23 protein-coding genes are annotated in these 21,600 nt (G+C 34.8%); 10 read left to right on the top strand and 13 right to left on the bottom strand.

Annotated features, from left to right (window positions below):
* Nucleotides 1-16: 16 nt before the first annotated feature.
* From ACFQ0R_RS02015 to ACFQ0R_RS01970, 10 genes are all read right to left on the bottom strand, one after another.
* The gene (locus ACFQ0R_RS02015; RefSeq protein WP_379656698.1) at nucleotides 17-1,303 is read right to left on the bottom strand and encodes an acetyl-CoA hydrolase/transferase family protein; all 1,287 of its coding nucleotides are present in this window, start codon (nucleotides 1,301-1,303) and stop codon (nucleotides 17-19) included.
* A 145-nt stretch (nucleotides 1,304-1,448) separates the two neighbouring features.
* A complete protein-coding gene (locus ACFQ0R_RS02010; RefSeq protein ID WP_379656697.1) occupies nucleotides 1,449-1,847 on the bottom strand; it encodes an STAS/SEC14 domain-containing protein in 399 nt (132 codons plus the stop codon).
* A 216-nt stretch (nucleotides 1,848-2,063) separates the two neighbouring features.
* The gene (locus ACFQ0R_RS02005; protein ID WP_379656696.1) at nucleotides 2,064-2,765 is read right to left on the bottom strand and encodes a sulfite exporter TauE/SafE family protein; all 702 of its coding nucleotides are present in this window, start codon (nucleotides 2,763-2,765) and stop codon (nucleotides 2,064-2,066) included.
* The gene (locus ACFQ0R_RS02000; protein ID WP_379656695.1) at nucleotides 2,766-3,212 is read right to left on the bottom strand and encodes a FixH family protein; all 447 of its coding nucleotides are present in this window, start codon (nucleotides 3,210-3,212) and stop codon (nucleotides 2,766-2,768) included.
* A gap of 6 nt (nucleotides 3,213-3,218) precedes the next feature.
* Nucleotides 3,219-4,595, bottom strand: coding sequence for a cytochrome c oxidase accessory protein CcoG (ccoG, locus tag ACFQ0R_RS01995; protein WP_379656737.1), 1,377 nt, complete (start codon nucleotides 4,593-4,595; stop codon nucleotides 3,219-3,221).
* A 56-nt stretch (nucleotides 4,596-4,651) separates the two neighbouring features.
* Nucleotides 4,652-5,542 carry a cbb3-type cytochrome c oxidase N-terminal domain-containing protein gene (locus ACFQ0R_RS01990; protein WP_379656694.1) on the bottom strand — a complete coding sequence of 297 codons (891 nt, stop codon included), beginning with the start codon at nucleotides 5,540-5,542 and terminating at the stop codon, nucleotides 4,652-4,654.
* A 2-nt stretch (nucleotides 5,543-5,544) separates the two neighbouring features.
* Nucleotides 5,545-5,724, bottom strand: coding sequence for a CcoQ/FixQ family Cbb3-type cytochrome c oxidase assembly chaperone (locus ACFQ0R_RS01985; protein ID WP_379656693.1), 180 nt, complete (start codon nucleotides 5,722-5,724; stop codon nucleotides 5,545-5,547).
* Between the two features lie 11 nt (nucleotides 5,725-5,735).
* On the bottom strand, nucleotides 5,736-7,931 hold the full coding sequence (gene ccoN / locus ACFQ0R_RS01980) for a cytochrome-c oxidase, cbb3-type subunit I (protein WP_379656692.1): 2,196 nt from the start codon (nucleotides 7,929-7,931) through the stop codon (nucleotides 5,736-5,738).
* A 2-nt stretch (nucleotides 7,932-7,933) separates the two neighbouring features.
* Nucleotides 7,934-8,134 carry a cbb3-type cytochrome oxidase assembly protein CcoS gene (gene ccoS / locus ACFQ0R_RS01975; protein WP_379656691.1) on the bottom strand — a complete coding sequence of 67 codons (201 nt, stop codon included), beginning with the start codon at nucleotides 8,132-8,134 and terminating at the stop codon, nucleotides 7,934-7,936.
* 69 nt (nucleotides 8,135-8,203) lie between these two features.
* The gene (locus tag ACFQ0R_RS01970) at nucleotides 8,204-10,582 is read right to left on the bottom strand and encodes a heavy metal translocating P-type ATPase (protein ID WP_379656690.1); all 2,379 of its coding nucleotides are present in this window, start codon (nucleotides 10,580-10,582) and stop codon (nucleotides 8,204-8,206) included.
* A gap of 118 nt (nucleotides 10,583-10,700) precedes the next feature.
* Here ACFQ0R_RS01970 and ACFQ0R_RS01965 point away from each other — a divergent pair, with 118 nt between their 5' ends.
* On the top strand, nucleotides 10,701-11,255 hold the full coding sequence (locus ACFQ0R_RS01965) for a hypothetical protein (RefSeq protein WP_379656689.1): 555 nt from the start codon (nucleotides 10,701-10,703) through the stop codon (nucleotides 11,253-11,255).
* Here ACFQ0R_RS01965 and ACFQ0R_RS01960 read toward each other — a convergent pair.
* Entirely contained in the window at nucleotides 11,252-11,725 is a 474-nt protein-coding gene (locus ACFQ0R_RS01960) for a hypothetical protein (RefSeq protein ID WP_379656688.1), read from the bottom strand. The genes ACFQ0R_RS01965 and ACFQ0R_RS01960 overlap by 4 nt on opposite strands.
* A gap of 158 nt (nucleotides 11,726-11,883) precedes the next feature.
* Between ACFQ0R_RS01960 and ACFQ0R_RS01955 the strand changes: the two genes are divergently transcribed.
* The 4 genes from ACFQ0R_RS01955 to ACFQ0R_RS01940 all read left to right on the top strand — a co-directional run bounded on the left by ACFQ0R_RS01955 (nucleotide 11,884) and on the right by ACFQ0R_RS01940 (nucleotide 15,937).
* The gene (locus ACFQ0R_RS01955; protein WP_379656687.1) at nucleotides 11,884-12,357 is read left to right on the top strand and encodes an SRPBCC family protein; all 474 of its coding nucleotides are present in this window, start codon (nucleotides 11,884-11,886) and stop codon (nucleotides 12,355-12,357) included.
* Between the two features lie 6 nt (nucleotides 12,358-12,363).
* Nucleotides 12,364-13,062, top strand: coding sequence for an SDR family NAD(P)-dependent oxidoreductase (locus ACFQ0R_RS01950; protein ID WP_379656686.1), 699 nt, complete (start codon nucleotides 12,364-12,366; stop codon nucleotides 13,060-13,062).
* Nucleotides 13,063-13,151: 89 nt separating this feature from the next.
* Nucleotides 13,152-14,459 carry a cryptochrome/photolyase family protein gene (locus ACFQ0R_RS01945; RefSeq protein WP_379656685.1) on the top strand — a complete coding sequence of 436 codons (1,308 nt, stop codon included), beginning with the start codon at nucleotides 13,152-13,154 and terminating at the stop codon, nucleotides 14,457-14,459.
* 20 nt (nucleotides 14,460-14,479) lie between these two features.
* Nucleotides 14,480-15,937, top strand: coding sequence for a cryptochrome/deoxyribodipyrimidine photo-lyase family protein (locus tag ACFQ0R_RS01940; RefSeq protein ID WP_379656684.1), 1,458 nt, complete (start codon nucleotides 14,480-14,482; stop codon nucleotides 15,935-15,937).
* Here ACFQ0R_RS01940 and kdsB read toward each other — a convergent pair.
* Both kdsB and ACFQ0R_RS01930 read right to left on the bottom strand, forming a co-directional pair.
* A complete protein-coding gene (kdsB, locus tag ACFQ0R_RS01935) occupies nucleotides 15,934-16,674 on the bottom strand; it encodes a 3-deoxy-manno-octulosonate cytidylyltransferase (RefSeq protein WP_379656683.1) in 741 nt (246 codons plus the stop codon). The genes ACFQ0R_RS01940 and kdsB overlap by 4 nt on opposite strands.
* A gap of 23 nt (nucleotides 16,675-16,697) precedes the next feature.
* Nucleotides 16,698-18,131, bottom strand: a complete 1,434-nt coding sequence (locus ACFQ0R_RS01930) for an ATP-dependent DNA helicase (protein WP_379656682.1) — start codon at nucleotides 18,129-18,131, stop codon at nucleotides 16,698-16,700.
* Between the two features lie 115 nt (nucleotides 18,132-18,246).
* Here ACFQ0R_RS01930 and ACFQ0R_RS01925 point away from each other — a divergent pair, with 115 nt between their 5' ends.
* The 5 genes from ACFQ0R_RS01925 to ACFQ0R_RS01905 all read left to right on the top strand — a co-directional run bounded on the left by ACFQ0R_RS01925 (nucleotide 18,247) and on the right by ACFQ0R_RS01905 (nucleotide 21,559).
* On the top strand, nucleotides 18,247-18,891 hold the full coding sequence (locus ACFQ0R_RS01925; RefSeq protein WP_379656681.1) for a hypothetical protein: 645 nt from the start codon (nucleotides 18,247-18,249) through the stop codon (nucleotides 18,889-18,891).
* Nucleotides 18,891-19,688 (top strand): DUF3822 family protein, encoded by a 798-nt coding sequence (locus ACFQ0R_RS01920; RefSeq protein ID WP_379656680.1) that lies wholly within the window; start codon nucleotides 18,891-18,893, stop codon nucleotides 19,686-19,688. The genes ACFQ0R_RS01925 and ACFQ0R_RS01920 overlap by 1 nt, the downstream gene beginning before the upstream one ends.
* A 3-nt stretch (nucleotides 19,689-19,691) precedes the next feature.
* Nucleotides 19,692-20,234: an RsmD family RNA methyltransferase gene (locus ACFQ0R_RS01915; protein WP_379656679.1), complete on the top strand. Its 543-nt coding sequence runs from the start codon at nucleotides 19,692-19,694 to the stop codon at nucleotides 20,232-20,234.
* A gap of 75 nt (nucleotides 20,235-20,309) precedes the next feature.
* Nucleotides 20,310-21,182: a flavin reductase family protein gene (locus ACFQ0R_RS01910; protein ID WP_379656678.1), complete on the top strand. Its 873-nt coding sequence runs from the start codon at nucleotides 20,310-20,312 to the stop codon at nucleotides 21,180-21,182.
* Between the two features lie 2 nt (nucleotides 21,183-21,184).
* Nucleotides 21,185-21,559: a DUF3127 domain-containing protein gene (locus ACFQ0R_RS01905; protein ID WP_224454503.1), complete on the top strand. Its 375-nt coding sequence runs from the start codon at nucleotides 21,185-21,187 to the stop codon at nucleotides 21,557-21,559.
* The last annotated feature ends 41 nt before the right edge of the window (nucleotides 21,560-21,600 follow it).

The raw sequence follows: 21,600 nt of genomic DNA, 5'->3' as shown, positions 1-21,600 counted from the left end.
TTTAAAAAAATACCGACTAAGCTTTGGATTTGAAACGCTCAAAAGCTGCCTTCTCCAAATTTTCCCGGTGATCTGGGTGAGCAATCGAAATTAAAGCTTCTGCTCTTTGTTTTAAATTTTTACCATACAGATTTACTACACCATATTCTGTAACAATATAATGGACGTGAGCTCTAGTAGTTGTAACACCAGCACCTTCATTCAGGAATGAAGAAATTTTTGAAATACCTTTATTTGTAACAGATGGCATTGCAATAATAGCTTTACCACCATCAGACAATGAAGCTCCTCTAATAAAATCCATTTGTCCACCAACACCAGAAAACTGCATTTTACCGATAGTATCAGCACAAACCTGACCTGTGAGGTCTATCTCAATTGCAGAGTTTATTGCGGTAACCTTTGGATTCCGCCTTATAATGGCAGTGTCATTTGTGTAAGCTGCTTCTTTCATATGAACTAACGGATTATCATCCATAAAATCATAAAGCTTTTGAGAACCAACAGCAAAACAGGTTACAATTTTACCGGTTTTCACTTCCTTTTTACTTCCATTAATTACACCACTTTCTACTAATGGTAAAATTCCATCTGAAAACATTTCTGTATGGATACCAAGGTTTTTATGACCTCCTAAGTTTTTGAGAGCTGCATTAGGAATTCCTCCAATGCCCATTTGTAATGTTGCACCGTCATCTACTAAACTTGCAACATTAGCTCCTATCTTACTTTCCAATTCTGAAACTGGAGCTGGATCATGACCAAATATAGACTCTTCAACTTCGATTGCAAAATCAAGCTCACTCATATGAATAATACCATCCCCATGTGTTCTTGGCACTTTTGGATTCACTTGAGCTATTACCAGTTTAGCTGTTTGTACCGCTGGAATAGTTATATCTACCGAGACTCCCAGGGAACAATATCCATGTCTGTCTGGAGGTGAAACCTGAATGAATGCAACATCTAGAGGTAATATTGACCTTCTGAATAATCTATGAATCTCGCTTAAAAATATTGGAATATAATCCCCATTTCCTTTCTTTAATGAGTTTCTTACATTTCCACCTACAAACACACTATTTACCTTGAACGCTTTAGAATAAGGCTCTTCCGAATAAGCAGCCAATCCTTCTGTATGCATATGCATGATCTCGACATCTTCCAAAGATTCATATCTAGATACTAAAGCATCAATAAGTTTTAATGGTGTCATTGCTGCACCTTGAATAAAAACTCTATCTCCTGATTTGACTTTTGATACAGCCTCTTCAGCGGTTACTTTATTGAGTTGATTGATCATATTTTTTGGTCTTAAATTTAAATACAAAAATAAGGGCTAAGACTCTATTTAAGCTGAGCTTAAACAAAAGATTATATGATTTCAATCAGTTTAAGCTAGGTTTTCTGCCAGGAAATAATCACCTGTAAATTTAAAAAAAAATGACTTAATTTTTCTGAATCTGATTCCATATCCAAATTTGAGCATCCTTATATGTTGAAAAAACTTCGTAAGGGACTGGCTGATTTTGTAGTAAAAGAATCATTTTCAATACCCATTGTATAGTCTTGTTTGGAATCACATATGCTGTTCCTTTGCAATATTCTTGTATCAAAACAGAATTTTCCTTTAACCACTTTGCTTGCATTTTCTGATGTGAAAGTCTAGGTACTGAAGCATTTGTTGCATCAAAGATAAAAGCCAACTTTTGTTGGGTAAAATAGCAGTCATCTAGCTCTTTAAGGTAAGCTTTAAAATTAGCATTCGAACTTTTTTCACCAGTGAAAGTCACAGTGATAAGAGGAAAAGATGTTTGATCTACGGTTGCGTAAGAAGTCGTTTTCAAATTTTTGTTTAAAAATAAAATAAACTTTTTAACTTCTAGGTCAGAGTATAAATCGTTTTAGAAAATAAGTTCAGAAATTTCCGTCAAATATTTACATAACTACTTTGCTATTATTTACTCCAAAATAATAAAAAACTAAATGAAACTATAACATCTAGTAGCTACGTCTGCTTAAATAGACTCTGAATTGATTTTAAAATTTCCAGCCGTTAAAATTCAATGACATTCCATAGAAGAAGTCACTTGAGCTTGAGCAGGTTTTGGAGAAACATAAGGAATACCAAGTCCCATTCCTCTAAGGATAAAGAGAATACCAATAATGGCAATGGCAATAGGAATTAGTCGTTTTGGATTGAATTTCAGGACAGATTTTAGCCAATCTTTCGCATAGATCACAACACTCATCAACGGAATTGTACCTAAACCAAAGAAAGCCATATACAACGAGCTCTCAAATAATCCTGTGATAGCTATAGAACCAAAAACTGCCATATAAACAAGTCCACAAGGCAGGAAACCATTCAGAAAACCTAAATAAAAAAAAGTGTCTAGCTCCTTTTTCTTTAGAGAAGATCCAAGCTCGGACTTTAGTTTTCCTACCCACTTAAAAAGAGGCTTTGTAACATTAAATTTTCCCAAAATAGATTCAGAAAAAAGAAGAGAAGAGAGCATAATAACTCCTATGATAATAGAGAGTTGCTGTTGAAACCCAAATAAGGCAAAGCTTTCTCCAATGAGTCCAAAAACTAAACCGATAAAAGCATAAGTTGTTATTCTACCAAAATGATATAAAAATATCTGAAAGGCTTTTCGCCATGGGTTATGGCGGTCTACTGGCAATACAAGGGCTATAGGTCCACACATGCCAACGCAGTGAAAACTACCTAAAAGTCCTAATATGAATGCCGTCCACAACATTTAAATTTTAATTTTCTGTTGAATAAAATAATCTTCTCCTTTATGATTGAACTTAAGGTTGACTTCCCATATACCGTCTTCCATTAATGATCTAGGCAAGACATATTCGTCACCTTCCAACTGAAGCTGAACTGTGAAATCCAATGCTTTGTCTGATGGTCTGTATAAAAAAACTTCTCCCTGGATTTCAGAATAATCAAAATCTGAAGGAAAAATAATCTGAAGCCCTTCTGAAATCAAGCCTATTTTTACCTGATTTTGAAGATCCTCAGCGTTCTGTGCAGAATCTAGGTCGTCTTGAAAGGTCAATTCTTTTTGATAATAAGACTCGACTACAAGATCGTATTCTAGTTCTTTATTTGACAGCATTTGAACCACCATAAACATGATGAATCCAATGAAAAGTACAAATGCTATTACTATAGATGTTCCCCAGTTTAATTTCATAATTTTTTATCTAAAAGTTCGTGGCCCCATGAAGTTGGTTGTTGCTCTGTCAATGATCCGGTCTTTGCTGTAAACCTCTACTTCAATTTTATTTTTGGAATCGGTGAGTTGTGAAGGGTGGATTTCAATAAAAAAGGTTCCTTTTTGCAATCCGCTTTCACCGATAGTAAAATAGTCTTTTTTCACCATTTTAATTTCACCTGGCATTGAAGCCAATTTGAAGTGAATACTATCTAGTTCAGTATTTGTTTTATTTAAAAGCTTATAAGTGAATACGTTTGAGATATTGCCATTTTCCTTTAATTCATATAATTGTCCAGGTAACCTCAATACTTTGGCCTCTACATCACTTCTTATAAGTAATAATCCTACCAATAATCCTGTAAGTATAGTTAAAACAGCCGTATACCCTTTTAACCTTGGTGTAAATTCAAACTTTGCCTTCTTCTCAATATTCTTCTCACTGGCGTAGCGAATAAGTCCTTTTGGTAAATCCACACTTTCCATAATAGAATCACAAGCATCTATACAGGCTGTGCAGTTCACACATTCTAGTTGAGTACCATTTCTTATATCTATACCTGTAGGGCAAACTTGCACACATTGGGAACAATCTATACAATCACCTATTCCTTGTTCTGCTCTATCTTGATTTTTTCTAAACTTTTGTCGTCCTTCTTCGCGTTCTCCACGTTTATGATCGTAGGCAACAACAATAGATTTTTCATCGAGTAAGGCTCCTTGAAGCCTCCCATATGGACAGGCAATAATACATACCTGTTCTCTGAACCAAGCAAAAACAAAGTAAAAAACAGCCGTAAAAATAAGCAATGGGATAAAAGTACCTAAATGACTTGATGGACCATTAATCACGTACTTTACTAATTCATCACTACTTATAAGATATGCCAAAAATACATTGGCAATTAAAAATGATATGATGGCAAAAATAAACCATTTGCTTCCTTTTTTTAAGATCTTTTCTTTGTTCCATGGCATTTTATCCAAACGGATTTGCTTACCTCTATCTCCTTCAATAGCGTATTCTATGCGTCTAAAAACCATCTCCATAAAAATGGTTTGAGGACAAATCCATCCACAAAATATTCTACCAAAAGCTACTGTAAAAAGAGCAATAAAAATCACTCCAATAAGCATTGCAATAACAAACAAATAGAAATCTTGAGGCCAGAACGGAAAACCAAAAATGTTGAATTTTCTTTCTAAAACATTAAAAAGTAAAAATTGATTACCGTTAATTTTTATAAAAGGGGCGGCGAACAAGAAAAGCAATAAGAAATAGCTTACGTATTTTCTATACTTATAGAAAATACCATCAGGTTTCTTCGGGTAAACCCACTTGCGCTTACCTTCTTGGTCCATCGTACCAATGCTATCTCTAAACTTTTCTTGATTATCCACTTTTAGTTAATTTAAATTTATTCCTCAGTTTCTTCTACCCAAACCTCGCCTTCAGGCTCTTTAGGTTCAGCTGGAACAGTCCCTTGTAATGAAAGCACATAGCTAGCTACTTGCTGAAGTTCTGAAGGTTTAAAATCATTTTTCCATGATACCATACCTTTTCCAGGTCGACCACCTTCAACCAAGGTTTGGTATACATTTTTGATACCACCACCAAGAATCCAGTACTCATCTGTAAGGTTTGGGCCAATACCTCCACCAGCATCAGCTTTATGACAAGCCACACAATTGTTTGTGTAGATTTGTTTTCCGGCTTCAAGGTCTGAAGGATCAGCCATAAGAGTAACTGTTTCCAAAGTAACTAGATCTTTTGCTGTTTCTTTATATCTTGCAATATCAATTTCTGCTTGAGCAACTTCAGCTTGATATTCTTCAACTTGTGTATAATCATCAAATACATGAAACCTTATGAGATAAATCGCAGCAAAAACAATACTTGCGTAAAAACTATAGATCCACCATGGTGGTAATTTATTGTCAAGCTCACGAATACCATCGTAATTATGATCTAGCTCAATTTCACCTTCCTCTTCAACTGGTTTTGATCGAGTTAAAAGTTGTGGAAGATTTTCATATTTAGCTTTCAATTTATTTACCAATTGGTTTTCTGAAGCCAAGAACTTCTCCTGCTTTTCTTCTGAAAGTGATCTGAACAAAGTAAATCGAAGTGCTGCTACTGAAACTTCTATGGCGATAGATATTAAAAATATCATCCCAATAAAGATCAAGGTCTTGGGGTATTCTATAACAGCCCATTGTCCAGGTTCTGTTTCAAAAAGAAGCTCAACTCCTCCCCAAGCTATAGCTGTTAAAGCTATTATTCTAAAAATAGATACAAGATTTCTCATAATTAATTATCGTTTTTAGATTCCAGTGGTATTTGACTTACCTCTTCCACATAGTCTTTCTTGGCGGTGAAAACCCACCAAAAAAGCACAACAAAAAAGAGGAAAAAAATAAGCAGGGAAATGATGGGATAGATTTCTATCCCTTGTATCGTTTCCATATGTCCTTTTATAAATTTCAACATAATGCAAGAATTTAATTAGAAGTGGTTGCTTCTTGGTTAGTCTTTATTTTAATATCTGTACCTAATCTTTGTAAGTAGGCAATAAGAGCAACAATTTCTCGATTTTTCATTTCTACAAAGTCAAGGTTATTTTCTTCAGCATAAGCTTTATCGGCTTCATATGCTTTTACAAAATCGGGATCGTTATACAAATTAGTTTGAATTTCTGTTCCTTGTGCAAGCATAGAAGCCTGTGCATTTTCGATTTCTTCATCAGAATAAGGAACACCTAGATCTGCCATGGTTTGCATTTTGTCTTCTGTAGAAGATTTATCTAACTCACTTTTAATCAACCACTGGTAGCTTGGCATAATAGAACCCGAAGAGGTACTTTGCGGATCATACATATGATTAAAATGCCAGTTGTCCGAATACTTACCACCAACTCTCAGTAAGTCTGGCCCTGTTCGTTTACTTCCCCACAAGAATGGTCTGTCATAAACAAATTCACCTGCTTTCGCGTATTCACCATAACGCTCTACTTCACTTCGGAATGGTCTGACCATTTGAGAGTGACAACCAACACATCCTTCTCTGATGTATAAGTCACGCCCTTCTAGTTCTAAGGGAGTGTAAGGCTTAACAGTTGAAATAGTTGGTATATTAGATTTCACAAGTAGTGTTGGTATAATTTGAACAATACCTCCTATCAAAATTGCAATCGTTGCTAAAATGGTTAATTGAATAGGTTTTCTTTCTAACCAAGTATGGAATTTCTCTCCTCTTTTTCTCTTACCTCCACGGCTTAAAGCTGCTGCTTCTGCAAGTTCATCTTCAACTTTAGAACCAGATTTAGCTGTTCTGATAACGTTGTAAATCATCACAAAAGTACCGATGATATAAAGGCTACCTCCGATAGCTCTCATCCAGTACATAGGCATAATTTCAGTAACAGTTTCTAAGAAGTTACCGTAGAATAAACTTCCATCAGGATTGAATTGTTTCCACATAGATGCTTGTAGGAAACCAGCTACATACATAGGTAATGCATACATAACAATACCTAAAGTCCCTAGCCAGAAATGAACATTTGCCAATCCTACTGAAAATAATTTAGTTTTAAATAATCTTGGAACTAGCCAGTATATCATACCAAAGGTTAAGAAACCATTCCAAGCTAAAGCTCCAACGTGGACGTGAGCAATAATCCAGTCTGTAAAGTGGGCTATTGCATTTACATTTTTAAGTGATAACATTGGCCCTTCAAAAGTCGCCATACCATAACCTGTAATGGCGACCACAAAGAATTTAAGAACAGGATCTGTTCTTACTTTATCCCAGGCTCCACGCAGCGTCAACAATCCATTTATCATACCACCCCAAGACGGCATTAACAACATAATAGAAAAAGTAACACCTAAGTTTTGAGCCCAGTCTGGCAATGCCGTGTAGAGCAAGTGATGAGGACCAGCCCAGATGTAAATAAAGATCAAAGACCAGAAATGAATGATAGATAATTTATAGGAATAAACAGGCCTGTTTGCTGCTTTTGGTACAAAGTAATACATTAAGCCTAAGAAAGGCGTGGTTAAGAAAAACGCAACAGCGTTATGACCATACCACCATTGCACCAATGCATCTTGAACTCCTGCATACGCAGAGTAACTTTTCAATAAGTTTACTGGTAAAGCCAAACTATTGAAAATATGAAGTACGGCAACTGTAACGAATGTAGCTAAGTAAAACCAAATCGCTACATATAAGTGGCGCTGACGTCTCTTTAGAATAGTACCAATAAGGTTCCATCCAAAAACAACCCATACTACAGCTATCATAATATCGATTGGCCATTCTAATTCAGCATATTCTTTCGAACTTGTATAGCCAAGAGGCAAAGTGATTGCTGCGGCAACAATAATTAATTGCCATCCCCAGAAGTTAATTTTACTAAGAGCATCGCTAAACATTCTCGCTTTGAGCAATCGCTGAGTAGAATAATAAACTCCCGCAAAAATAGCATTACCAACAAATGCAAAAATCACAGCGTTAGTATGTAAAGGTCTCAACCGACCAAAACTCAACCAAGAAATACCATCGGTGACATCTGGGAAAATAAACATAAATGCCAATAATAGGCCAACTGACATTCCTACAACGCCCCAAATTACAGTGGCAAAAAGGAAGTTTTTTACGATTTTATTATCGTAATGAAATTGCTGTAACTCCATAGTTATGATTGTTTTTGTTGATTGTTCGAATTTTCATTTTTCTCTTCATCTTTATCTTTTACAAGCTCATCATCAAAAAGCATTCTGACCGATGGCGTGTAATCGTCATCAAATTGACCTTTTTTAACTGAAAAAATAAAGAGCCCAAAAAAGACTAGGGCTACGAGAATACTGATGGCGAGAAGTCCGTAAATGACGTTCATGAATTAATTTTTGACAAAACTACATGTGAATATTTTCTAAAAAAATGATCTTAATCATGTTTCAATGACTTACTTATTAAGTATAGGTTTAGAAATGTTTTGTGTAGCTAAAGTAGTAAAAATCACAATAGATATTGAGCTCAAAGGCATCAAGATAGCAGCAATAACTGGCTCAAGCTGCCCTGTTAAAGCAAAGTACAATCCTATTACATTATACAGAAACGAAAATGCAAAGCTGAACTTGATTATTTTTATCCCCTTCTTAGTTATTTCTACGTACTTGTCTAATTTGTAGAATTCCGATGCATCCATGATAGCATCACAAGCTGGAGAAAAGACGTTAACGTTTTCTGAAATAGCAATACCTATATCAGCTTGCTTTAGAGCACCAGCGTCGTTCAATCCATCGCCTACCATCGCAACATTTTTATTTTCAGATTGAATTTTTTCTATCAGACGCATTTTAGAATCTGGCTTTTGATTGAAAAACATCTGAGTGGTTTTAGGCAGCATCTTTGTAAGTACTGCCTTCTCACCTTCATTATCACCAGAAAGTATAATCAATTTATAATGTGAATCTAGTGACTCAAACAGTGGCTCTACACCTTTTCTGTAAATCGTATCAAATTCAAACTTACCTAAGTAGGTTTCGTCTTTGCTTATATGGACAGCAGTAGACAGGTTAGGTTCTTCTAAATGATTAGAAACAAATTTTGCAGACCCCAGTTTATAGGTATGATCGTTGTAAGATGAAATAATTCCTTCCCCAAGGTGTTCTTCAAAGGATTCTGAATCTTGAATATTCTGGCTACTTAAAAAGGAATATAACTCTCTACTTAATGGGTGATTAGAATTTCTAAAGGAGTTTTTTAAGACCATTTTGTCATCCTCACTTAAAGTCAGACCAGAGTAAGAAATATCACTTTTTTTATTTGTGGTAAGCGTTCCTGTTTTGTCAAAAACAAAAACATCAAGATCTGCCATTTGTTCCAGGACATTTGTATTTTTAAGGTAAAACCCGTTCTTTCCAAATATTCTCAACAAATTACCCATTGCAAAAGGCGTAGCAAGAGCTATAGCACAAGGACATGCAATAATAAGTACAGCCGTAAATACATTTAAGGCGAGACTAGCATCGTAAAACAACCAGTATAACAATCCAGAAAACGCGATCGTAAGGACAGCAATAGTAAATTTTTTACTGATTTTATTAATCAGACTTTGAAATTTTGGATTGTAATCTTTTTGGAAGACATCATTACTCCACAATTGAGTCAAGTAACTTTGTTCCACCGATTTTTCGGCTACAATTTCTACCGCACTTCCACTTTGCTTACCGCCAGCATAAACTTTATCGCCAGACACTTTTTTCACGAGTTTAGCTTCACCAGTCACAAAACTATAATCAATTTCAGCAGAAGCTGACATCAAAACGCCGTCCACAGGAAGTAATTCCTGATTTCTGATAAGTAGTCTGTCCCCTCTCTCTATATCATAAACTTGAGTATTTTCCTCCTCTCCTTCTGAATTTATTTTCGTCACAGCTATGGGAAAATAGGATTTATAATCCCTTTCGAAAGACATGAATTTATACGTCTTTTGCTGCACAATTTTACCTAAAAGCAAAAAGAAGACAAGGCCTGTGAGACTATCGAAGAATCCAGACCCTAAATCAAATACTATATCTACAGTACTCCTTAAAAACAGAACTGTAATACCTAAAGCTATGGGAATATCTATATTCAGAATCTTACTTCTAAGTCCTTTGATGGCAGATTTAAAATAATCCTGACCTGCATAAAAAACAACCGGCAAGCTGAAGAAAAACATAAGCCACCTAAACACTGGCTTATACTGCTCCAGCCAATATTCTGAAACTTCAAAGTACTCTGGAAAACTTAAAAACATCACATTACCAAATGCAAATCCAGCAACACCTATTTTGTAAACAAGGCTTCTATCTAAATTTTGCTGAGTTTGACCATAATTTTCTAAGCTTATATAAGGTTCGTATCCTATTCTCGACATAAGCTCGACTAGTTCCTTCAGTGAAAATTCTTCAGTATTATAAGTGATGGTCACTTTTTTCTTGGGGAAGTCAACTTGAGAAGATACTACGTGTTTATTTAATTTATGGAGATTTTCTAATACCCAAATGCATGAGCTACAGTGAATATGAGGAATATAAAGAGTAACAATTTCGGTGGAATCTTCTTGAAAATCAATTAATTTATTAACAATATCCTCCTTTTCTAGATAATCGAATTTTCCATTAATTTCATTTGGAGTTGTACCAGGATTCTGTTCTAAGTCATAATAACAAGTCAAGTCATTTTCAGAAAAAATCTCAAAAACTGTTTTACAGCCATTACAGCAAAACAATTTATCATCGTGATAAATTTTGGTAGTACAGTCATCACCACAGTGAAAACATTTATCCTTTGACATAGATTTAAAATATGGCACAAAAATCTTACACTAATCTACTAATAAAAATGATAAGTATCAGCTCTAGTAATATTGGAGGAATAAGTTTATATCTTTGTTACGGTCAAAGATTAAAATTATGAAAACTCTACTTTTTACTATTTTATGTTTTTCTTTAATGGGAGTAACTCATAGCCAAGTATGGCTTGACAATACTTGCCCTATAGAAAAAGAAACTTCTAGTGAAGATTATACTTCAGCAAAATCCAATAACTTACTCACGCTTGTAATTAATCAAGAGGGTAAATTATTGATGAATGGAATTGAAAAAGAAGGAATTTCTGAAATTCAATTTAAAGAAGCTGTCTACCAATTTTTAACAAACCCTAACAAGGATAAAACCAAAGCTGACTCGCCAAAACAAGCGATAGTAGCATTAGGTTCTTATGGAGAACATGATGCTTATGAGCTTATCCTAAAATACGTAAGAGAAGTTTATTTATATGCTTGGGATACTTCAGCTGAAGAAAAGTATGAAACTTTTTATGCAGATCTAGGGTGTAAACAAAGAAAGAAAATCAGAAATAGAGATTTTCCTTACAATGTAATTGAATTGAACTCAGAAGACGATACAAAAAAACCTAGCTTCTCACCAGGTGTTCCACCGTTTGCAGGAGATGTTATAGACAATTAAATATCAAGATCAATCACTTGTATTACTTGATTTTTTTCTGATTTGATTTCTAGATGAAGAGATATAAATTCTTTGTTATTTACGATTAATAACTCACCGTGATTAATGCGAACAAAACCTTGTTCATTGCAATCACAGAACTTACCAAACACAACTTTTTGATTTTGTAGACTATGATTTTTGGAATGAATTTCTTTAAATCTTGATGGTATTTGAAGATAGACTTCCTCAGTGTAATCTACTTTTTTTGAATCTTTATATCTGATGTAAATCACTTGAAAATCTTTATCCTCTTCAAAAGAAACATCTGAAACTTCAGAAGATTCTTCTGTGAGTAATAATTTAGTTTCTTTAAAAACTTGGACTTCGCAGTCCCCATTTCCTGGACAATTTTGCAGTAAGGGCAATTCAGTTTGAAAGCTTTTACAAGCCGTAAATACAACTAATACCAAAAGGCTTATGTATTTCATTTTTTTCTTGAATTTGATACAAATAAAGGCATACTCATTATAATCAAATGACATATAAAGATTTATTTATCAGTTTTTCAAATTGAAACCCCTTAACAATAACTTTTGTTTAACTTCAATCCTGTTTTATTAAACAATTAAATATTTAATTTTGGAGTATGATATATGAAATCAACACAAAACAGAAATTACCCATTACAAAGCAAAAAGCTTGGGAATTTTTGTCTGATCCTAAAAATCTTCAAGAAATCATGCCAGACGATATGGGTTTTGAAATCCTTTCAGGAGCAGATAGAAAAATGTTTACAGGACAATTACTACAATACAATGTTACTCCATTCCCTGGTTTTAATACCAAATGGGTTACTGAAATTACACACGTAGAAAAACCAAATTATTTTGTAGACATTCAATTGTATGGACCTTATGCGTTGTGGCATCACAAACATTTCATACATGAGATTGAGGGTGGCGTTGAAGTCGAGGATCTTGTTCACTATAAAATACCATTTGGTGCTTTAGGCAGATTGATGCATCCACTGGTAGTGAAACCAAAATTGAATAAAATTTTTAAAGCTAGAGAAGCTAAAATGATCGAAAAATTCGGTCATTTTGATAATCAAAATAAATAAAAAGTTATGAAGAAGAATATTTTACTTATCGGTGGATCTAAAGGAATAGGTCTGGAAATCGTAAAAGAATTAAGCGCAGATCACAACATTATTGTGGCCTCCAGAACCGATGAAAATTTATCTGACTATGATGTCACCTATCATAAATTTGATGCGCTAAAAGATGATATTTCAGATTTAGATTTACCAGACACTTTAGATGGTTTGGTTTACTGTCCTGGAACCATCAACCTGAAGCCGTTCAAAATGATGAAACCAGAAATTTTTGAAGAAGATTTTCAACTCAATTTCTTAAGTTTGGTTAAAGTGACTCACGGAGTTTTATCCAAACTAAAAAATTCTGAACAAGCCAGTATCGTTTATTTCAGTACAGTTGCTGTTCAATCTGGAATGGCATTTCACACCAGCGTTGCCGCCGCAAAAGGGGCAATTGAAGGGTTTGCCAGATCACTCGCTGCAGAATATGCGCCATCGTTTAGAGTAAATGTTATTGCGCCGTCGTTAGTAAATTCTGACCTGGCAGGAAAACTACTTGGTAGTGAAAAGAAAAAAGAAAAAATGGACGAAAAACACCCACTCAAACGTGTCGGGGAACCTTCCGATATTGGAAAAATTGCAAGTTTCCTTTTATCTGATGACTCGTCCTGGATTACTGGTCAAGTTTTAGGAGTTGACGGTGGTATGGGAAGTCTTAATATGAATTAATTCCAAACTTATTTTATTAAAATCTTCTTGCAGGATAGTTTTCCTGCAAGAAGATTTTTAAGTTTAAGGGATAATTAAAATTTTCAATCATGAGTGATAAGTTAAGAGTATTTTGGTTCAGGAGAGATATGCGTTTTGAAGATAATGTGGGCTTGTATCACGCATTGTCGGGCGATTATAATGTCCTTCCGCTATTCATATTTGACAAATATATTTTAGATGAATTACCTAAAGATGATGCTCGAGTCACTTTTATTCATGATGAATTACAAAAGATGCGATCTTATCTTCAAGATAAGTATGGATCTTCTATTGCTACGTATCATGATACTCCAGAAAATGCTTTCAAAAAAATCATTGAAGACTTTGATATTGAAGCCGTTTACACCAATAGAGATTATGAGCCTTATGCTCAGAAACGGGATGCTGAAATCAATGCACTCTTAGCTCAAAATGGAATTGAATTTCATGATTTTAAAGATCAGGTCATTTTTGAAAAAACGGAAGTCGAAAAAAATGATGGCGGAATGTATCTGGTGTACACGCCTTATATGAAACAATGGAAAAAAGAGTTTGACAAAATTGACTTCAAAACCTATCCTTCCGAAGATTTACTAGACAATACCTATGAAAATTCGAGATTACCCAATGTGTCTTTATCTGATATGGGTTTTGAAAGGTCATCCATTAAAGTCCCAGATCATAATCTCGATAAAGAATTAATTAAAAATTACGACGACACCCGTAATATCCCTTCTATTGAAGGAACTTCAAGATTAAGTCCATATTTGAGATTTGGCGTCATCGGTTATAGAAAGGTCGTCAAAAAAGCCTTGTCTGTTAAAGATGAAGCGTTTTTGGAAGAATTAATATGGAGAGAATTTTATAAAGCGATTCTATATCACTATCCCGAAACTCAAGAACGCGCTTTCAAGCCAAAATATGACCGCATTCAATGGCGAAATGATGAAGAAGAATTTGAAAAATGGAAAAAAGGACAAACGGGCTATCCCATCGTAGATGCAGGAATGCGACAGCTTAATGAAACGGGCTGGATGCATAATAGACTTCGAATGGTTGTCGGTAGTTTTTTATGCAAGCATTTGTTAATCGACTGGCGCTGGGGAGAGGCTTATTTTGCAGAAAAGCTCTTGGATTATGAAATGTCATCCAATGTCGGTGGCTGGCAATGGGTCGCCGGTTCTGGTGTGGATGCCGCACCTTACTTTAGAGTCTTCAATCCTTACTCTCAAACCGACAGGTTTGATAAAGACAAAAAATACATCAAAAAATGGGTGCCGGAATTTGAATCTGATAAGTATCCAGAGCCAATGGTAGAGCATAAACTAGCACGAGAACGCTGTCTAGAAACTTATAAGGAAGCTGTGAAAAATTAGAATATAAATAATTTTAGGTGATGGTGAATGTAGTTTGGTTGAAGAGGGATTTGAGGATACAGGACCATGCGCCTTTACATAAAGCCCTACAAAAGCAACACCCTATACTCCTGTTATACATTTTTGAACCCCTAGTGTTGAAAGACCCACATTACAGCGAACGGCATTTTAGGTTCATCAAAGAATCTATTCAGGAACTTCAAAGAGAATTAGCTGCATATCAAACTCAAGTTTTGGTAGTGAAGTCTTCTGCTAAAAATGCTTTCAAAAAAATTCATACTGAGCTTAAAATCAAAACAGTGTATTCCCATCAGGAAACAGGTATACATATTACTTTCCAAAGAGATAAAAGCCTAAAAGAGGTGTTTACTACAGAAAAAATTCAATGGAAAGAATTTATCAATAATGGCGTGATTCGGGGCTTAAAAAATCGAAAAACCTGGGTGAATTCCTGGGAAAATTTCATGAACCAAAAGCCAATTCCATTTTCAGCAAGCCTCGGACAATTTGTTGATTCTAATACTATCCAAAAGCTTAAAGGTCATTTTGAAGACGAAATCCTTTCAGTAGAAAGAAATACCATTTTTCAGAAAGGAGGCCGAAAGATGGCCTTACGTTACCTCAAAAGTTTTCTGGAAGAACGCTATCCCAATTATCAAAATCACATTTCAAAACCGCTTTTGGCCAGGAAATCCTGCAGCCGATTATCACCATATATCGCCTGGGGCGTTTTATCCATGAGAGAAGTGATTCATGCTTCCATGGAGATTGAACATAAAACTAGATACAAGGGGGCTCTTAGTCAGTTTCAATCCAGATTGCGCTGGCAGGCGCATTTCATTCAGAAGTTTGAAATGGAATACAAAGCTGAGTTTCAAAATTTTAATCCTGCATTCAATGTTTTAAAACAACCTAAAAATGATAACTTGATCCAAGCCTGGAAAGACGGACAAACGGGATTTCCACTTGTAGATGCAAGCATGCGCTGTTTAACTCAAACGGGGTATCTCAACTTTAGAATGAGAGCGCTTTTGGTCTCATTTTTCACACATTTGCTCTGGCAAAAGTGGCAGGAAGCCTCAGAACATCTGGCGAGTTTATTTTTAGATTTTGAACCTGGCATTCATTATCCACAGTTGCAAATGCAGGCTGGAACCACTGGAATTCATACCTTGAGAATCTACAATCCGGTCAAAAATTCATATAAACACGATCCTGAAGGTGAATTTATTCTGAAATACATTCCAGAATTAAACTCTATTCCTAAAGAATTTGTGCACGAGCCCTGGAAATTGACTAAGATGGAACAAGCCATGTACAACTTTAGACTTGGCGAAGATTATCCTCACCCCATAGTCGATATGGAATCTGCACGTCAGCAGGCATCAGATGCGATCTGGAAAATTATTCAATCTGAAAGATCCAAGGTTGAAGGTAAGAAAATTCTAAAACGTCACACCATAAGAGGTAGTCATTAAGTAAACCTGAGCCTGGCTTTTTCAAGATCTTCTGGTGTATCAATCCCAATACTCACTTCTTGTGTTTCCACCATTTTAATGGTTTTTCCATTTTCCAAATAACGAATGCATTCGATTTTTTCTGCAGCTTCCAATGGACTCATTGGCAAGTGATAAAATGCCATCAAGGCTTCTTTTCTAAAGGCATAAATACCAACATGTTTGAAATAATCAACTTTCAACTCTTTAGCTCTGTGAAAAGGAATCACTGATCTCGAAAAGTATAGCGCAAAGTTATTCAAGTCGGTAATTACTTTCACATGATTTGGGTTGACAATATCCTCTTCTGAAGTTAATTTCAGTTTTAGTGAAGCTAAATCTATTTGCTTTTCGGTGTCAGTTTCAAAAACATTCAACAGCTGACTCAAAGCTTTTTCATTAATAAAAGGCTCGTCGCCTTGCACATTAATGACAATGTCAACATTCATATCTTGAACAGCCTCTGCAATGCGATCGCTTCCACATTCATGCTCTTTTTGACTCATGATGGCCTGACCTCCATGCTTTTCAATTTCAGAAAAAATAAGCTCGGAGTCGGTTACTACATAAACTTCATCAAATAACTGGGTAGATTTTGCCGATTCATAAGTACGAACAATAACGGGCTTTCCTGCTAAATCCTGCATTAGCTTCCCTGGAAACCTGGAAGCTTCGTAACGGGCAGGAATCATCGCTATAACTTTGAAAGGCTTTGACATAGATTTTAAATTTTATTATAAATTTATAATTGCTTTTCACTGAAGAAATCATCTTTAAAACCAATTAAATACAATTTCTCCTTTGCTCTGGTACAAGCCGTGTACAACCATCTCAAATAATCTTTATTTATTCCATCTGGTAAATAAGGCTGTTCTACAAAAACCGTATCCCATTGGCCTCCTTGAGACTTATGACAGGTTATAGCATAGCTGAATTTTACTTGCAGAGCATTAAAAAACGGATTTTGCTTAACTTTTTGAAACTTCTTGTATTTCGAGGTGATGTCTTCATAATCTTTCATCACTTCCTGGTAAAGCTCATTTGACCTTTCGTAAGGGAGGGATGGTGAGTTTAAGGTTAAGGTATCCAACATGATCACCGTTTCAAAAGGTTTCATTTTAGGATAATCTACCATCTGAACTTTGACTTCTGCAAACCGAAACCCGTAGAGTTCCTTTAAACCAAAAATTTCCAGAATTTCTATGATGTCTCCGTTGGCAATAAATCCAGCATCACTTTTGGGCTTAACCCAGAAGTAATTATTTTTTACTACCATCAAGAAATCACCTGGCGCAATTTCATCTTCTCTTAGAAGTATTCTACTTCTGATTTGTTCATTATAGAGGTTCGCCCTTTTATTAGACCTTACAATTATAGCTGTTTCTTCATGACCCAGATTATCATAAGCTTCATTTATCGCATCTAAGATTTCGTAGCCATCCACAAGTCTTACCATATCGGCTTTATCAGACAACTCAAATTTGAAGTTTTCAAAATCTTCATTTTCGATGGTTTCACGGATTTTAGTAGCATTCAACAAGATACTGCTTTCAAGTTTTTGCCTAACAACCTCATCTAGCTCAACAGGAATCACATCCATTTGATAGTGGGTGGTTAACGTTTTTTCATCCAGAGCGGGACTCAAATTTGACTTCACTGGTGGCAACTGTGCAGTATCGCCAATAAAAATCAATTTACAATTATCACCAGAATAGACATACTCCATAAGGTCATCTAATACAGAACCTCTGTTAAAAAGTTGATCACCGCTTGGAAAATCTGGAATCATAGAAGCTTCGTCTACAATAAAAATTGTGTTTTTATGTTTGTTGACTTGAGGAACAAACTCTATTCCTCCTCCGCTAGTACTTTTAGGCTGATAAATTTTACGATGAATGGTTTGAGCATATTGATTGCTGTAATTTGAAATCACTTTTGCAGCCCTTCCGGTTGGTGCTGCCAGAATCACTTTCTTTTTCACCTTCCAAATGTTCTTGACAAGAGTTCCTATAATCGAAGTCTTACCTGTACCTGCATAACCTTTTAATAAAAAAATACGATCAACTGAAGTTTCTAAAACAAATTTGGCTAGAAGTTGCAAAGTAAGATCTTGCTTAGGAGTTGGAGGATGTCCAAAATCGGTTTTGAGCGCTTCGTAAAACTCTTGATTATTCATAAAAGAAGTTACAATTCTTAAATTTCAAATATAAGCACGATTTTTTGGTAGTAAACTTTTGTGATTGAAAAAAAGTTGTAGTTTTGCTTATATCAAAAATTCTTAATTATAAGTTATGAAGATTGTAATACAGATTGTCTTATGGGTTGTTATCGGAGTGTTAGGTTACTACACTTATAATGCGGTTTACGGACCTGTTGAATTTAATAAAATAAGAGACAGACGATACTTAGATGTAGTTGAAAAAATGAAAGACATCCGTGATGTGGAGTTAGCTCACAGGGAAATTATCGGAAATTATGTTGGTAACTTCGATGATATGATCAAATTCATAGATACAGCAGAATATGTTATTACACAAAGAAGAGACACTACGTTTTTAGATGAAGAGTACAGAAAAACTTACGGAGTAGATCAATATATTGAAGATGTTGTTATTGATACATTAGGATTTGCATCTGTTAAGGATTCCATATTTGGTGATTCTGATAGATATAAGCAAATAATGTATATTCCACATACAGACAAGAAAAAATTTGAAATTGAGGCTGGATTCCTCGAAGAAGATGGAAATAAAACTCCAGTTTTTGAAGTAAAAGCTCCTAAAGATTTGATTCTTGCAGATCAAGACAGAGACCTTGTTATTCAAGAAAAACAAATCAAATCTGTAGATGGTGTTGATGGTCCTGCAATTAAAGTAGGGTCTATGAAACAAGTTAATACTAGTGGTAACTGGCCAAAAAACTTTGGTGATAATTAATGGATGAATACTCCATACATATTAATAATAGACTATCCATCTTAATTTTACAAGATGGATTTTCTTTTTTAGTACTTAATGAACTAAACATTCCAATAGGTTTTGAAGATTTTCGACTTGAAACTGGCTCATCCACAACAGAGCTTTTAAAACTTCTGAAATCAAAAATCGATACTGAATTTATCGGTAATAATAAAATTCGAGAGCTAGAAGTTATTTATGGAAATCCTCAATTTAGCATTGTCCCGAAAGACTATTTTGTAGAATCTCATCTCCCCCATTACTTAAAATACAGTTCGAAACTTATTGAAGGTGATGATTTCTCTTATGATGAAATTCCTCCCATACAGGCCTACACCGTTTATATTCCGTACATAAATATAAATAATTACCTATTTGACGCATTTGGGAGTTTTAAATTCACCCACCTATTCACAGGCTTAGTAAAAAGCGGATATAAGGAATGTTCAGCTTCAGCAGAATACCTGAAAATTCACGTAAGTAAAGACCAGATATACCTAACAGCGTTTCAAAATCAAAAATTGCAATTAGCAAATACGTTTTCTTACGAAACACCTGAAGATTTTGCATACTATGTTTTATTCTCAGTTGAAGAACTGAACTTTAACAGGGAACAATTATTAATTGATTTTACTGGGAATTTTTACAATTTTGAAGACAATAAAGCCCTCGAGATACTTTCTACATATATTCGACATATACAATTTAAAAATAAAGTAGATTCATCTGAATTTGGACGTAATAAAGCATTTCACGAGCATTTTAATTTAATATAAATTATGAGAATAGTATCTGGCAGTCTTAAAGGACGAAGAATCATAGCACCCAAAAAACTTCCCGTCAGACCTACCACAGATATGGCTAAGGAAGGCTTGTTTAATATTTTAAATAACAGATTACATTTTCAAGAGATAGAAGTGATTGATCTATTTGCTGGAATAGGTAGTATTTCTTTTGAATTTATTTCAAGAGGAACGCAACGCGTTACAGCTGTTGATGCAAATTATGACTGTATAAAGTTTTTAACCAAAACTTCTGAAGAGTTGGATTTGAATCTAAACATTATAAAAAGTGATGTTTTTGATTTTTTAGAAAAGACATCTCAAAAAGCAGATCTTATCTTTGCAGACCCTCCGTACGGATTACCTATCGAGGAATTTGAGAAAATTGAAACTATAATAAAAGAAAAAAGTCTTTTGAATGAAGATGGCTTACTCATCATTGAACATTCGAAACATACAAAATTAGAACATATAGACACCTTTTCAGAGCAAAGAAGGTATGGAAATTCAGTATTTAGTTTTTTTAAATTTAATCTTTAAGCAACTTTTTCTAAGTCAAATCTTTTCTAAAAAGAAATTCCGAAAGAGATTAATTACCTTTGTAAAAATTCAAATATGAAAAGTTTTTTGCCTTCAGAATTGGAAACTAAAAATGTTTATGGACTGCTTTCCGGCTCTGTAGGCCCAAGACCTATTGCCTTTGTGAGCACTGTAGATAAAAACGGGACACCCAATTTATCTCCATATAGTTTTTTTAACGTTTTTAGCGCTAACCCACCGATTTTGATATTTTCACCAGTAAGACGTGTAAGGGATAATTCTACAAAGCACACCTTAGAAAATGCTATTGAATCCAAAGAGGTTGTCATAAATATAGTCAACTGGGACATAGTACAACAAGTATCTTTATCTAGTACCGAATATGACAAAGGCGTAAATGAGTTTGAAAAAGCTGGACTAACGATGCTGAAATCAGACTTAGTTAAACCGCCAAGGGTGAAAGAATCTCCGGTTCAGTATGAATGCAAGGTCAATGACACCATTTCACTAGGAGAAGAGGGTGGAGCTGGAAATCTTGTAATTGCTGAAGTGATAAAAATTCACATTCGAGAAGACTTGCTGGATGATGGTTTACATATCAATCAGCATAAAATTGATTTGGTATCTAGGATGGGTGGAAACTGGTACTCCAGAGCAAACGAAGGTATGTTTGAGGTTGAAAAACCGATACTTAAAACTGGTATTGGCGTAGACCAGTTGCCAAAATCTGTAAGATTAAGCTCTGTCTTGACTGGAAATGATCTTGGCAAGCTTGGAAATATTGAAGAACTGCCTAGCAAAGCTGTAGTTCAAAAATTTATTTCCAATCATGATTTGGAACATTTTATAGAAGAAAGTTCTGATGAGCGTGTCCACTTGATCGCTCAAGAATACATAGAAAAAAATGAGCTTGAAAAAGCTCTGAATATATTACTCGCAAAACAATAATTATGGAAGTACAAGGAAAAATTAAAGTATTAGGAGAAACCAAGGAATTTGGTAGTAATGGTTTCAGAAAGAGAGAAATGGTTGTGACCACAGAAGAACAATATCCACAACATATTTTAATAGAATTTGTTCAAGATAAAACTAATTTGCTAGACAATTTTAATGTTGGCCAAAATGTGAAAGTTGGAATCAACCTTAGAGGTCGCGAATGGGTTAGCCCACAAGGGGAGACAAAATACTTCAATTCATTAAATGGTTGGAGGATTGAAAACTTAGAGCAAAGCAATTCTGCTGGTGCACCTCCGGTGCCTCCGTCAGATCAATTTGAACCTGTTCAAGATTTGAATGACGATGACGAAGATGATTTACCATTCTAAATAAAATCAATCGATAAATAACTACAGCTCTAGAAGTTTTT

Origin of the sequence: Psychroflexus salinarum (assembly GCF_042677225.1) — a bacterium.
Classification (GTDB): Bacteria; Bacteroidota; Bacteroidia; order Flavobacteriales; family Flavobacteriaceae; genus Psychroflexus; species Psychroflexus salinarum.
This window is presented reverse-complemented; position numbering and strand designations above follow the sequence as displayed.